The following is a 12685-nucleotide window of genomic DNA, read 5'->3' on the forward strand; positions in this document are numbered from 1 at the left end:
CTCCATGCGTGCCCTCGTTCCATTCATCCGCTTACGTCATCACAGATCCGCCATCCACAGAAAGCGTCTGGCCGGTCAGGAAATCACTGGCTGGGGAAGCAAGAAAGAGGAGAGTGCCGACCAAATCGTCCGGAACAGCTTCGCGCTTCAGAGCGCGACTAGCGATATTGTTGGCCACGATATCGCTGGTCCAACTCGGGTTCTTGAGCATGGCCTCGCTCGTGGTAAGACCAGGCGCGATAGCATTCACGCGGATACCGTCACCACCAAGCTCGCGCGCCGCAGCGCGCGTCAAGGAGATAACCGCACCTTTTGACGCGACGTAATGAGCAATTCCAGGTGAGCCTTTGATGGCCGTACCTGAAGAGAGATTGATGATCTTGCCATAACCGCGTTGTTTCATGAGCGGCGCCGCCGCCTTGATGCATTCGAACGTGCCCCTCACATTGACCGTCAGCACCCGATCCCATTCGGCGCTCGTGATCTCGGTGAGGTGCTGTAGCCTCAATTGACCGGATATTGCGGCGTTGTTCACAAGAATGTCTATGCCGCCAAATTTTTCGCTCGCAGCTTTCAGCATGGCGTTGACGGAACTGCCATCGGTAACGTCAAGTGAAACACCCAGCGCCTTACCGCCATTTGCCTCGATTGCATCACACGTAGCAGCGGTGCTCGAGAGGTCGCCTGCGACGACCGACGCGCCGGCGTTCGCCAGCGCCAGCGCAAATGTGGCGCCAAGCCCCTGTGCCGCACCGGTTACGACTGCAACCTTTCCGGCGAGCGGCGCCGATGGCCCCCCCGATGATACCTGCGATGATACCGTCAAAGCCAATTCCCCTTACGACGCTGACGCGCCACCATCGATTGGAATGACTGCGCCCGTGATGTAGCTGGAAGCCTGCGATGCCAGAAGCAGCGCCAATCCCTTGATCTCTTCGGGTCGCCCGATCCTACCCATCGGCACATCGGCGGCGAATTGATTCGCAACCTCGGCCTGACGCAAGCGGCCCTGCCCGATATCCGTCAAGAATGGTCCTGGCGCGATTGCATTGATGCTGACGTTGTGCGGAGACAGTTCGATGGCGGCCTGCCGAACCAGATTGCTGACGGCTGCCTTGGTCGCTGCATAGGCGTATCCGCACATGCGTTCGCCGCGCAGACCGGCAATCGATGCTGTAACAATGATGCGTCCGCTACGCCGCGCGCGCATGTGAGCAGCCGCCGTCCTGATTGTCACGAATACGCTCGTCAAATTTATTTGAAGCAGACTATTCCACTGGGTCAAATCGACCTGCTCCATTGCGCCCGCTTCGGTCAGCGGTCCCGAACCGGCAGAAAGGCCAGCATTCGCAAAAGCGATATCAAGCCGCCCGAAGCGGGCGGCAGTGCCGTCAATTGTCTTCACCAGCGCATCGATGTCCGATACGTCGACGATCTCGGGATGAACCTGAAGCCCACGGGCGGTCAGCCGAGCGCAAGCGTCCGACAGAGCAGCCCTGTCGATATCCGTCATCACGACAGTCGCGCCCTGCTCGGCAACAGCTTCGGACATCGCGAAGCCGAGTCCTTTTGCGGCTCCAGTCACAAAAGCAACCCGACCATCGAGATTGAACATATCCTTGCCTTGCACAGCCAACTCCCAGCGCTAGCTACCATCCTAGTCTTCTTGCAGGCCGCACGGCACGGAAACCGCTCTCGGCTTCTTACGAGCCGACAGTCGAGAGAAACGCGTTCAACTCGGCGAGGAAACCCTGCGGATTTTCCATTGCGACGATATGCCCGGCGTTGGGCACCACCGCATGTCGGGCGCGCGGAATCTTCGCTGCCGCTTCGGCCAAAATCTCCGGCGGCGCACCTTTATCCTTGGCGCCACCGATGATCAGCGTTGGAACGCGGATTTCATGCAGCCTTGCACCGAATGCCAATGTCTGTAACGCCTTGCAACATCCCTCATGACCGACCGGGCTGGTCGAGCGGATCATCTGCCGAACCTTGTCGAGCGCCGGAGGATTCTTTGTGACCGTCTCGGGAGTAAACCAACGCTCGATTGTCGACTCAACCACGCCCTCCATACCCTTCTCGCGCGCCTTGTCGATTCGCGATTGGAAATAGGCCGCGTAGTCGGGCGGCGCATCCGGCCGCGAGTCACAAGCCGTAAGCGAATGCAGTCTGCCGGGCGCAGAGATCGCGAGGCCGTATCCGATCATCCCACCGATCGACAAGCCCACCCAATGACTCTTTTCGATGCCCAGCGCATCCCAAAGACCCATGGCATCCTGCATCAGCATTGGAAAGTCATAAGGCCCCTGCACTGCCTGGGTTTCCCCGTGTCCCCGCTGATCGTAACGAAGAATGCGGTAGTCCGCCTTGAGCGCAGCGACAGTATCGTCCCAAACTGTCAGGTTGTTCGCCAACGCGTGTGAGAACGTAATCCAGGGAGCATTCTTGTTTTGAACTTCGGTCTCGCAGTGAATCGAGACGCCATTAACTTCGATTTTCATTGAAGAAGGCCTTTCCTAGTCTTCGCCGACATAAGTGAGATCGTCCGCGAGCTTAAGTTCGATGAGGACATTCTCGTCGGTGGAATCTTCGCAAAGCATCGAACGATGAGCGATGCCCTTGGGGATGAACAGCATGTCCCCCGGACGCATCGTCCGTGTCCCCATCTCGGTTTCCCAGCGCAAAGCGCCCTTTATGCAAATGATAACTTCATGTGCATCAATGTTCCGATGCCAGAAACCCATGTCTTCCTTGCTGCGCTTGGAAAGGTCGATCTTGACGCGGTCCGCGGAGTAGATCCGCAGTGGCGTGCCATCCGCCTTGTTTTTGTTACTCGGCGTGAACTTGGCGTCGAAAATATTGAGCATTCGGAAAATCTCCGGATACTCGAGCACGCCTGCGTTTTCGACCGGCGACGCATGGTGCGCAAGAACGACATTCTTGCCATTAATCGTAACTACTTCTCTCAGAACGTCGCTCATGCGTATCCCCTTGGTTGCTGCAACTTCATTGATATCTACCGGGCCTTCGCTTCGATCACCGCAAAGTTGCGCCCCGCCGTCTCAGGCAGGAGCAGCGCAGCCACGAGGCAGATAACCGCCGCCACGCCGCCTATCATCATGCCGTTGAGAAGATTGCCGCCGGTCTGCGCGGCTACGAGCGGTACAACATACGGAGCAAGACTGCCGACGCCACGACCGATCATGTAGATCGTCGAAACAGCGCTCGACCTCAGCTCAACCGGGTAGAGTTCCGAAAACCAGGCGCCGAACATGCCGGCGGCAACCTGACCTACGCCCCAAACCAGATACCAGGCAAAGAGCGGCCAGATCCAAAGCGAACCTGGGAAAGCCGCATCCTTAGAGATGTAGATGCCATAGAAACCGATAAGGCTAAGCAGCATTGGCAACACGATGCTGAGCTTGCGGCCAAGGCGGTCGGAGTACCACCCAAACACAAGGAAAGTGATCGCCAGCACCAGCGCAAACAGCAATGTCACGTCGCGCACCGTCGCGGGCGCCGCACCAAGCTTGACCATGTAGCCCGGAATAAACACCGACACCGAATAGAAGGCGAACATGTAGCCGGACACGACTGCAAATCCCAACACCGTGTAGAGAAGTGAGGCCCCCTTGAAAATCTCGATCAGCGGGCTGCCCGATTTGGCCTTCTCCGGTGGAAGCTCCCCCGCCTTGCGCATCCGCTCATACTCGGCCCAGATTTTGGATTCCGGCATCCAGAAGCGCACGTAGATCATAAGGAGGATCGGAGAACCGCCTGTAAGGAGAGCAATACGCCAACCCCAGTCGGGGCCGAATGTCCCTAACGCCCACACCGATACAACAGCAGCAGCGGCGATACCGCCGGAAGACGCGGCCTGGACGACGCAACTGCCGAAGCCGCGCCTGTTCTTGTCCCACACCTCATTGAACAAAACGATGCCAGCGCCCCATTCGCCGCCAAGTCCGATGCCTGTGATGGCACGCAGCACAAGAAGAGAATTGAAATCCCAGGCGAAAGCAGATGCTATTGCGCCTAGCGAGAATAGCGCCAGCGTCAACATCAGGGAATTCTTGCGGCCGATCTTGTCGCCAAGCCAGCCGAAGATGATCCCTCCGAGAACCGACCCTATTAGGGTGACCGTTGTGATGATACCCGCTTCTGTCAGCGTGATCCCCAGCGACTTTTGAATCGCGCCCATGAGAAATGCCAAAATCAGAATGTTATAGAAATCCAGACCAAACCCGAGAACCGTGGAGAAAAGCACACTTCGCTTTTCCCGCTTGTCGTACGTCAGCTGCCCCGTAACCATTTCCAAACTCCCCTTGAAGACCAAAGGCCGCATTGCTTGCGGCTGTCATGTTTTTGACGCGCATTCTCATCAGGACCTACCGAAAGCTCCTGCCACTCCTCATTTGTCCGCTAGATACAACAGCATTGACTCGGGATACTTCGATCATCGAAGCAGCTAAGCGATGACATAACCGCGATTTATCTTTTTCGGTGCGCGGGTATGCCATCCGCGTTTAGCGAGGCCAGCCTAAGCAGCTGGCTGCGCATCCTTCCTGGCTGGCGCACGATCCTGGAGGAACGGCATCACATCCGAAGCAAACCGCTCGATGTTCCTGTTCGTCAACTCATCGTTCAGCGTTCCGAACTGCAACAGACAGACCATGTTTCCAAGGCCAGTCTTATCGCGCATCTGCTCGATCTTCTCTCGCACGGTTTTCGGACTGCCGATGATCGCCGTGCCTTTCTCGACGAGTTGTTCCAGCGTCTGTCTTTCGATGCCGAGGCCAGTCCGCACCTTTGCCAGCGCCTTTGACGAAGCCAGCGATGAATAGCCGGGTGGAATGAGCATTTCCCAAGGCATGGGCAGATAGTCGTTGAAGAGCCGCTCCAATGGTTCACGCGCTTCTTCGCGAGCACGTTCGTCGGTATCCGCAACATAGATCGGCGCGGCCCAGCCCAGCTGATCGGACGACACCTCGTAGCCAAATTTTTCCGCCTCGCCGCGATAGACCTTGAGGTATTTTTCAACTGCTTCGGCCGTGCTGAATGTCACGACGAAAGGGTATTTTCTTTCCGGTGCGGCGGCCCAGTGAATTGTTTCAGCCGAACCTTGTGAAGGAATCCAGATCCTCGGGTGCGGATTCTGGACGGGACGCGGCCATGGGTTCGCATAATTCAGCGTGAAGTGATCACCTTCGAAGGCAAACGGACCCGGCTGCGTCCAAGACTTTACGATCAGATCGTGAGCCTCGTGGAAGCGTTCGTGAGAGAAAGCCGGATTGATGCCTGACGTGTGGTACTCCGACCCGATACCGCGAACGAAGCCGACGATAAGCCGCCCCCTCGACATGTTATCCAACATCGCGAATTCTTCCGCGATGGTGATCGGATTGTTCACCAAAGGAAGAGCTCGGCCAAATACACCGATTTTGACGTTCTTTGTTCGCTGAATGAGCGCGCTGGCAATCAGATTTGGCGCAGGCATCATGCCGTATGCCGTCTGATGATGTTCGTTGACGCTAATAATGTCGAATCCAAGCCGTTCGCCACTGACGAGTTGCTCGATGTAGGCAGCGTAGTCTTCCGCGCCCTTGGCCGGATCGTAGAAGCTGTTTGGCAGCAACGTCCAGGCGGAGCGATACTTCTTGGCCGCTACGAAGTCCAAGCTTCGATACGGCATCAGATGAAACAGAACGAACTTCATACCGCTACCCCATCAATGAAAGTTTTAACCTCGGCTAACAAGGCATCCGACGCTTCAATATGCGGAAGATGTCCGCAGCTCTCATAGATGGAGACCTTCGCGTGCGGAATACGCTGTTTCCAGCGCTCGGCGTAGCTGGATGGAATGATCTTGTCTTCCTTGCCCCAGCCAATGAACGTTGGAATCTTGATTCGGTGCAGCCACTTTTCCAGATCTGGATTGAACATGCGCGGCTGCCAGCCGTATTTCGTCACCGCGAATCTGTTCTTCATCATCACATCGAGTTGCTCATCGGTCGGCTTGACCGACAGCAAGCGATCCGCAATGGCCTGATTAAAGAAGATATTGCGTGTAGCCTCCTCGTTCGACCACATGAAGATGTCTCCGAACGGCACGCCCTTGATTCTAACGCCGGCAGGCCCGACCATCGTGAGGCTGGCAAGTCGGCTCTCGTTGCGGATTGCAATCTCGGAAGCAATCCATCCGCCCATTGATGTTCCGACCAGATGAACATCACGCAGGTCAAGCTTCTCCATCAAATCGAGATAGAAAAACGCCAGATCCGGCACGCTGCGTATCCATTCCGGATCGTCGGAGCGACCGAATCCTGGATGATCGGGAATGATCAGATCGTACTTACCGGAAAGATTCTCAAAGAACGGAAGCCAACCGGCAACTCCGTTGGCTCCGTGGATAAACAGGACCGGCTTGCCCTTGCCTTGCCGCAGCAGGCCTACGGCAACGCCGTCGACTTCAATTACTTGACCAGTTGGTGTCATGTAGAACGCGCTTTCTGTTGCTCAACTTCACAACCGTTGGCGCAATCTACATAGATGCTTACTTACCACTACCTTTCAAACTCATATGGATGATATCAAGAAATCTAATGCTGCTAGTGCACACTAGCACCCGGCCAACAGCAAAGCATTTACACGCTACTGCGGCATTCTGCTCCATAGCTCGTCGACTTTTCCTAGTTCTGCTTCAATCATTTCGATAAATTTTCTCGCGACGGCACTAAGAGGCCGGCGACGATCATAAACCGCATAGAGATCAAAGGGGATTGCAGGCGCAATAACCGGATAAATGTACGCTCCCGGATTTTCCAGATCATCGAGCACAGCAATGAATGAGGCCATCACCGCCCAGTCCGAATTCATGGCTATTCCTACGGATCCAACCGTGCTGTTGATCTCGATAACTTTCGCGACTTTGATAATGCCGCGCTCAATGTACTCCTGAGTGACCTTTCCGAAACTGTGTTTCGTCGTCGGCAAGATCAACTTCAGTCGATCGGTGCGCGTGAGGTCGCACGGGCTGAATGAAGGCCCAAACAGTGGAGAACCACTCATAAGAACCACGCGGTCCTGGTACACCAGCCGTTGGACCAGATTTCCTTCGACAACAGGCCGGGCACCCAAGGCAAAGTCGATCATGCCATCCCTAACCCACTCCACGAGCGTGCCGGTGTAACTTTCAGAGATGGTGATATCAACTTGCGGATACCGCTCCATGAATGGCAGTAGAACATTCTTGAGCAGGCTGCGATTAAACATCCCCGACAGACCGACGTGAATTTGACCGGTCAACATGTCCTCGTGATGCGCTGGACGCAGGTCCTCTTCCGCGAGAGTAACATTCAGCATAATCGCGACGCATCGACCGTATAATTTTTCGCCCGCATCGGTCGGCTTGATACCTCGTGCATGACGCTCGAAGAGCTGAACGCCATACTCATCTTCCAGACGGCGAATCTGCATGCTGAGCACGGGCTGCGCCACCCTCGCCTTCTGGGCAGCCTTGCTGAAAGACCCCTCCTCGTACACCCACATGAAATAGCGAATCTGCTTAATTTCCATCGTTAGGGACCGCCCTCTCCTGTTTCGCATTGCAACCGGCAGGTATTGCGATTGTTGATATGTACCTTCTGTTTTGTAGACGTAGTGCGCCCTGCACCTATCTCATATCCTGAATTGCTCTCGTGTGATGGCGGCATCGCCCTCTCCGCGCGCCGCCTGCGTTTGAAACAGCTTTGTATACATAAGCAAACCCAGCCAATCCACTGAGGCAATCCTAATGAAGAAGAATGCTTACAGCCGTCCGCTCGTTGTTGGGATCGGCGGCTCAACTCGCGCCGGTTCGACATCCGAGCGGGCCTTACGATCCGCGCTTTCTCTGGTGGGTGCTGCGGGATGCGACACTCTTGCTTTCGCCGGTCCCGATCTCATACTCCCTCCCTTTGAGATGGGTGTCGCGCAGAACAATCCCGGCGCCATTCACCTGATTGATGCGCTTCGTCGCGCATCCGGCGTCATTATCGCCTCACCGGGATACCACGGTTCGATGTCCGGAATCGTCAAGAACGTGCTCGATTATACGGAAGAGATGCGTGGTGACGATTTGCCTTATCTCGAAGGTCGGGTCGTCGGCTGTATCGTTTGCGCGAACGGCGCCCAAGCGATGGGCACCACGCTAGTGACCATGCGATCCGTCATCCATGCTCTGAGGGGATGGCCGACACCTTACGCCATGGCGATCCAGACCGATGTGAAGCAATCGTCCTCCAGCGAAGCCGTCAACTGGCAACCCGGCCTCACGATTCTCGCCGAACAAGTCGCCGCCTTCGCACTATCGAACATCGCGGCCAATCTTTCCGCAAATGCAGCCGATCAAAAGAAAGCCGCTCGCGCCTGCTGAAGGATGCGCGCATTTCTACATCAAGCGAGGCATATCATGATCTTTGAATGGAAAACCTATCAGGCTGCAGATAACGCGGCTCCGGCGATGAAGGATCGCTTCATGAAGCACACGCTGCGCTTCTTCGCCAGGCATGGCATCGGCGTAGTCGGGGTTTATTCGGATGCGGCCGATCCTTCGAAACTCTATTATCTGACGCAGTTCGATACGGATGAGAAACGCCAGGCTGCTTGGAAAGCGTTCCAGGGCGATCCAGAGTGGCAGGCCGTCAAAAGGGATTCGGAAATCAACGGCGCACTCGTCGCGGCACAAACAACCATCGTCCTTCAACCTGAGCCCGTCCGTTAGCAGCCGTACCGTACGCTCTCATCTCGAAAACTGGATCAGGATAGGCCGATGACCTTCAAGGCGCTGGTGGCAAACAAGACAGGTGGTAAGATTTCGACGGGCGTAGTCGAGATGAGTGAGCAAGACCTCATGCCTGGAGATGTGTCCATTGCAATCGACTATTCAACCGTGAACTTCAAGGATGCGCTCGCGATTACCGGGCGCACGGAGGTCATTCGCAAGTTTCCTCTGATACCGGGCATCGATTTTGCGGGTATCGTGGAGGCATCGTCCTATCCCGGCATTTCAGTCGGAGACCGCGTTGTTGCTAACAGTTGGGGGCTGAGCCAAACCCATCATGGCGGATATGCGCAGAAAGCGCGCGTAAAAGGGGAGTGGCTGGTCAAGCTGCCAGAACCTTTTTCGACAAGGGACGCCATGGCTATCGGCACGGCAGGCTATACGGCCATGCTAAGTGTCCTTGCTCTCGAACACGGCGGCATTACGCCGGCTCGTGGCGACATCCTCGTGACGGGCGCGAATGGTGGCGTTGGCTCCATCGCGATCGCATTATTGTCTGGTCTCGGTTATCGCGTCGTTGCATCGACTGGTCGTCCTGAGGAGGCCGACTATCTGCGGAGTCTGGGCGCTGCGGACATCATAGATCGGCGGACACTTTCGGAGCCGAAAGGTCCAATTGCCGACGAGCGTTGGGCCGGAGCCGTCGACTCCGTCGGCAGTCATACACTCGTCAACGTCCTGGCGCAGACGAAGTACCGTGGTGTCGTGACAGCCTGCGGCCTGGCTCAGGGTCTTGATCTTCCGGGCTCGGTTCTGCCCTTTATCCGGCGCAACGTTACCCTTGCTGGCATAGACTCCGTGAATACACCGCAGGAGGCGCGGATCGAGGCCTGGTCACGTCTTGCACGAGATCTAGACCTGAAGAAGCTTGCACGGACAACGCATGAAGTCGGTCTCGCAGACGTTCCCGATGTCGTGCGCAAACTGTTTGAGGGAAAAATCCAGGGCCGGACCGTTGTCGACGTCAACGTCTAGTGGCCTGCTTTGGTCTGCATCGTTCGGACGGTAATTTCTCTAGGATCTGTCCTGCGCTTTGGGTCGGATATCAAGCCAAGACGTCCGACAATCATATCGACGCTCAACCGAGCCATCGCCATGTTTGCAAACCGCGAAGCATCGAGGTCGACAATGGCAGTCAATTTACATCGAGAGAGTTCGACCTATGGGCGCGCAGCCTTTGTGCAGGACCGACTCAAGCTATTGATATTGTTGGTGGGCGACCCAGTTATGATCGGACCAGTCTCTCGCCGGATTCCCTGCTAACAGGGAAAAGAACAGGGTATTTTCTGAATTCGGGGCAATTTTCCACGCAGCAAGTGTGAGATACGCCCATTTGGCAGGGTTTTCTCGCAGAATTCCCTACGCAAAGAACAGGGATCGAACAGGCCCGGAACAGCGAATTTTCAGGGCCGATCAGGGATTGCGGAAACGAAAATAGACCCGATCGAGCCGCACCGCGCTCGTTATTATAAGGTACGCCGGCGGCCCGGTCAGAAAGGACGCAGAATGAATGAGACTTTCTCCGTTGGCGTCGGTGTTTCGATCCGCCCCAACATCACACCCAGTTACATGTCGGGATAGAATGCGACGGGGTTTAAGAACTTCGCCTGCATCTCGGCGATGGGTATGCCTGCAAGTCCGTACTCTTCTGCAGGTGCGCAGGCCCAGGCCGCCTTGATGGCAATATTCATGGACCACTCCCAATTATTGCTCGGTATGCCCGCCGCATCTCGAAGGCCCGGCGTGGGTAGATCAGCACATCGCTTCCCACGAGCTCAGTTCCTGAGCGCGCGTTACTCGTCCCTAATATCGCATATTTCTGAGCTCGATTGGCGGTGCCGAATGCCCGGCACCGTGCCGTTAAACGTGTACGCGGCCAATAACAAGTTCACCGTCCGATCGTCTGCAGATCAGAGCCGCTGAAATCAAGGTCAAGTAAAACGCTACGACCACAGCGACTACTGCAACACCGGGCAACGAGCCGATGGAGGCGTTCAGGGTCAGGTTGGCCCAATTCAGATCAGACGACCCCGGCAAGATCTCCAATTGGGAAATCTGGAGCATCCATGCGGCGAGGAGAATCGTGAACAGCCAAAGATAGTTTCGGCGAAGGCGATGGCAGAACGCTTCACGTCTGCTGATAACGAATGTTGGCAAACGCAGATCATCCCCGAGGCTATTCGCCCAATCCAGATTGGCACCACGTTCGGGCTTGAAGACCTGCGCATAATAATGACGCTCGATTGTCCTGACCCGGCGGCGATAGACGTCAAAAAATCGATAGCGCCTGGACTCGATCACGAGAAGCATGGAAACAATAATCATTGCGAACAGCAGAATCTCATGACGGTGCGCTGGCCCAGACCATGAAATGGACAGCATCGCCGCGACGCATGTAATAGCCCAATTCGTCGTCCGGTCGATACGGTCCCGCCACCCTGCCATACGCGCGATCTCGCCCCTGTAATAATGCGCGATCACGTTGATGAACTCCTGCGAGGTTGCAGGAAACATAGTAACCGGCACCTGTGTTTCAAAGTCACGTGGCGAGATATTCATTACAGCTCTCCTCCGCAACTGACTCCGCTCGACTCTCCAAAGAGATGCAGGGCCTGAATCGACTTCCAGTAGAACCAATCCAGAGCCCGGGCGAGTGCGGCAACAGAAGCAGTCCTCCCGATGCCGATGCCGGTGCCGGTGCCAGTACCCGCTAGAACGATGCGCATGTTCATGCAGCCTGCCGTATGTCCTCAGCCAAAGCTGCAAACAGCTCTGAGACGATAGCCTCATCGACATTCAGTGTCAGCGCGATGCGAAGCCGCGCGGTGCCTTCGGGGACGGTCGGCGGGCGGATCGCACGAATGTCGAAGCCTCTGTGCTGTAAGGACGCAGCGAGCGCCACCGCCGCGCGATCGGCACCGATGATCACAGGCAGAATGTGCGAACCGGAGGGTTCGATACCGCAGCAACGACGAAGCTCAGCCCCCGCAAACTGAACCAAACGCGCCAGCCGTTCCCGCCGCTCGGGATTGGTACGGGATACTTCGAGAGCAGCCCGCGTGATCGCCGCGACCAATGGCGAGGGCGCGGTCGCGAAGATAAAGGGCCTCGAGCGGTTGACGAGGAAATCGCGGACAATTCTCGGCGCAAGAATGAAGCCGCCCACCGTGCCGAGCGCCTTGCCGCAGGTGTGCAGCGTGATGACATTGTCACGGCCCTCGAACGGCGCAGCGAGCCCTCGCCCCTGCGGCCCAAGCACACCCGTCGCATGCGCCTCGTCGATCACGACCATCGCATCGTGACGGTCCGCAACCGAAAACAAGTCCGGCAGATTCGGACTGTCTCCGTCCATGCTGTAGAGGCTCTCAACCGACAACCAGGGCCGCCCCCTCCCCCCGGCCGCGCGCCAGCGCACGATCGCAGCCTCGAACGCATCAACATCGTTATGCGGAACGCCGACCGACTCGGCGCGGCCACGGCTCAGTCCCTCGTGGACGCTCGCATGAATCAAGTCGTCGTGGACGATGAGATCGCCACGCTGCGGCAGCGTCGAGAAGATCGCGAAATTGGCGACATATCCGCCGCCGAAATAGAGTGCCGTCTCTGCCCCGAAATAAGCGGCTGCTTCACTCTCCAGCGCCTCGTGCTCCGCATGATTGCCTCGCAACAATCGCGATCCGCCCGATCCGACCGGCACGCCGCGCGCCAGCGCATCGACGGCGGCCTTTTTCAGTTCGTCCGATTCCGCCAGGCCGAGATAGTCATTCGACGTGAAATCGATGCCAAACCGCCCGCGTAGCGTCCGTAACCGGCCCCGCCCCGTGAGTTCGAGCAAATCTGCTTCAAATTTCTCATGCATCGTCG

The 12685-nt window shown here is 56.6% G+C and carries 14 protein-coding genes; 3 read left to right on the forward strand and 11 right to left on the reverse strand.

The features are described 5' to 3' along the window. Nucleotides 1-31: 31 nt before the first annotated feature. From AC07UB_RS17055 to AC07UB_RS17090, 8 genes are all read right to left on the reverse strand, one after another. Nucleotides 32-826 carry an SDR family NAD(P)-dependent oxidoreductase gene (locus AC07UB_RS17055; protein WP_492790646.1) on the reverse strand — a complete coding sequence of 265 codons (795 nt, stop codon included), beginning with the start codon at nt 824-826 and terminating at the stop codon, nt 32-34. A gap of 12 nt (nt 827-838) precedes the next feature. Continuing rightward, nucleotides 839-1630, reverse strand: a complete 792-nt coding sequence (locus AC07UB_RS17060; protein WP_492790647.1) for an SDR family NAD(P)-dependent oxidoreductase — start codon at nt 1628-1630, stop codon at nt 839-841. Nucleotides 1631-1703: 73 nt separating this feature from the next. After that, the gene (locus AC07UB_RS17065; RefSeq protein WP_492790648.1) at nt 1704-2501 is read right to left on the reverse strand and encodes an alpha/beta fold hydrolase; all 798 of its coding nucleotides are present in this window, start codon (nt 2499-2501) and stop codon (nt 1704-1706) included. A gap of 15 nt (nt 2502-2516) precedes the next feature. Further along, nucleotides 2517-2981, reverse strand: coding sequence for a cupin domain-containing protein (locus AC07UB_RS17070; RefSeq protein WP_492790649.1), 465 nt, complete (start codon nt 2979-2981; stop codon nt 2517-2519). Between the two features lie 35 nt (nt 2982-3016). After that, nucleotides 3017-4345, reverse strand: coding sequence for an MFS transporter (locus tag AC07UB_RS17075; protein WP_494654383.1), 1329 nt, complete (start codon nt 4343-4345; stop codon nt 3017-3019). A gap of 195 nt (nt 4346-4540) precedes the next feature. Beyond that, nucleotides 4541-5716: an LLM class flavin-dependent oxidoreductase gene (locus AC07UB_RS17080; protein ID WP_492790651.1), complete on the reverse strand. Its 1176-nt coding sequence runs from the start codon at nt 5714-5716 to the stop codon at nt 4541-4543. Beyond that, nucleotides 5713-6495 carry an alpha/beta fold hydrolase gene (locus tag AC07UB_RS17085; protein ID WP_492790652.1) on the reverse strand — a complete coding sequence of 261 codons (783 nt, stop codon included), beginning with the start codon at nt 6493-6495 and terminating at the stop codon, nt 5713-5715. Before AC07UB_RS17085 ends, AC07UB_RS17080 begins: the two co-directional genes overlap by 4 nt. Before the next feature lie 156 nt (nt 6496-6651). Beyond that, a complete protein-coding gene (locus tag AC07UB_RS17090; protein ID WP_494654381.1) occupies nt 6652-7575 on the reverse strand; it encodes a LysR family transcriptional regulator in 924 nt (307 codons plus the stop codon). A gap of 217 nt (nt 7576-7792) precedes the next feature. Here AC07UB_RS17090 and AC07UB_RS17095 point away from each other — a divergent pair, with 217 nt between their 5' ends. Genes AC07UB_RS17095 through acuI form a run of 3 tightly spaced genes read left to right on the forward strand, consistent with a single transcriptional unit; the run spans nt 7793 to nt 9796 of the window. Continuing rightward, complete coding sequence (locus AC07UB_RS17095) at nt 7793-8413, forward strand: NADPH-dependent FMN reductase (protein WP_494654379.1); 621 nt, start codon at nt 7793-7795, stop codon at nt 8411-8413. Nucleotides 8414-8449: 36 nt separating this feature from the next. Beyond that, nucleotides 8450-8761 carry an NIPSNAP family protein gene (locus AC07UB_RS17100; protein ID WP_494654378.1) on the forward strand — a complete coding sequence of 104 codons (312 nt, stop codon included), beginning with the start codon at nt 8450-8452 and terminating at the stop codon, nt 8759-8761. A gap of 48 nt (nt 8762-8809) precedes the next feature. Then, on the forward strand, nt 8810-9796 hold the full coding sequence (gene acuI, locus AC07UB_RS17105) for an acrylyl-CoA reductase (NADPH) (protein WP_494654376.1): 987 nt from the start codon (nt 8810-8812) through the stop codon (nt 9794-9796). A gap of 590 nt (nt 9797-10386) precedes the next feature. Here acuI and AC07UB_RS17110 read toward each other — a convergent pair. The 3 genes from AC07UB_RS17110 to AC07UB_RS17120 form a co-directional block, all read right to left on the reverse strand. After that, nucleotides 10387-10512: a hypothetical protein gene (locus AC07UB_RS17110; RefSeq protein WP_492790657.1), complete on the reverse strand. Its 126-nt coding sequence runs from the start codon at nt 10510-10512 to the stop codon at nt 10387-10389. 169 nt (nt 10513-10681) lie between these two features. Further along, nucleotides 10682-11380: a DUF2270 domain-containing protein gene (locus tag AC07UB_RS17115; protein ID WP_492790658.1), complete on the reverse strand. Its 699-nt coding sequence runs from the start codon at nt 11378-11380 to the stop codon at nt 10682-10684. 169 nt (nt 11381-11549) lie between these two features. Then, entirely contained in the window at nt 11550-12680 is a 1131-nt protein-coding gene (locus AC07UB_RS17120; RefSeq protein ID WP_492790659.1) for an 8-amino-7-oxononanoate synthase, read from the reverse strand. Between the last annotated feature and the right edge of the window lie 5 nt (nt 12681-12685).

The sequence above is a fragment of the Afipia sp. GW821-FHT04G03 genome (genome assembly GCF_059419985.1).

Coding starts and splice junctions, on each gene's coding strand:
- acuI (WP_494654376.1), top strand. CDS start 8,810: ATGACCTTCAAGGCGCTGGTGGCAAACAAGACAGGTGGTAAGATTTCG.
- AC07UB_RS17090 (WP_494654381.1), bottom strand. CDS start 7,575: ATGGAAATTAAGCAGATTCGCTATTTCATGTGGGTGTACGAGGAGGGG.
- AC07UB_RS17070 (WP_492790649.1), bottom strand. CDS start 2,981: ATGAGCGACGTTCTGAGAGAAGTAGTTACGATTAATGGCAAGAATGTC.
- AC07UB_RS17080 (WP_492790651.1), bottom strand. CDS start 5,716: ATGAAGTTCGTTCTGTTTCATCTGATGCCGTATCGAAGCTTGGACTTC.
- AC07UB_RS17110 (WP_492790657.1), bottom strand. CDS start 10,512: ATGAATATTGCCATCAAGGCGGCCTGGGCCTGCGCACCTGCAGAAGAG.
- AC07UB_RS17100 (WP_494654378.1), top strand. CDS start 8,450: ATGATCTTTGAATGGAAAACCTATCAGGCTGCAGATAACGCGGCTCCG.
- AC07UB_RS17065 (WP_492790648.1), bottom strand. CDS start 2,501: ATGAAAATCGAAGTTAATGGCGTCTCGATTCACTGCGAGACCGAAGTT.
- AC07UB_RS17075 (WP_494654383.1), bottom strand. CDS start 4,345: ATGCGGCCTTTGGTCTTCAAGGGGAGTTTGGAAATGGTTACGGGGCAG.
- AC07UB_RS17095 (WP_494654379.1), top strand. CDS start 7,793: ATGAAGAAGAATGCTTACAGCCGTCCGCTCGTTGTTGGGATCGGCGGC.
- AC07UB_RS17115 (WP_492790658.1), bottom strand. CDS start 11,380: ATGAATATCTCGCCACGTGACTTTGAAACACAGGTGCCGGTTACTATG.
- AC07UB_RS17120 (WP_492790659.1), bottom strand. CDS start 12,680: ATGCATGAGAAATTTGAAGCAGATTTGCTCGAACTCACGGGGCGGGGC.
- AC07UB_RS17085 (WP_492790652.1), bottom strand. CDS start 6,495: ATGACACCAACTGGTCAAGTAATTGAAGTCGACGGCGTTGCCGTAGGC.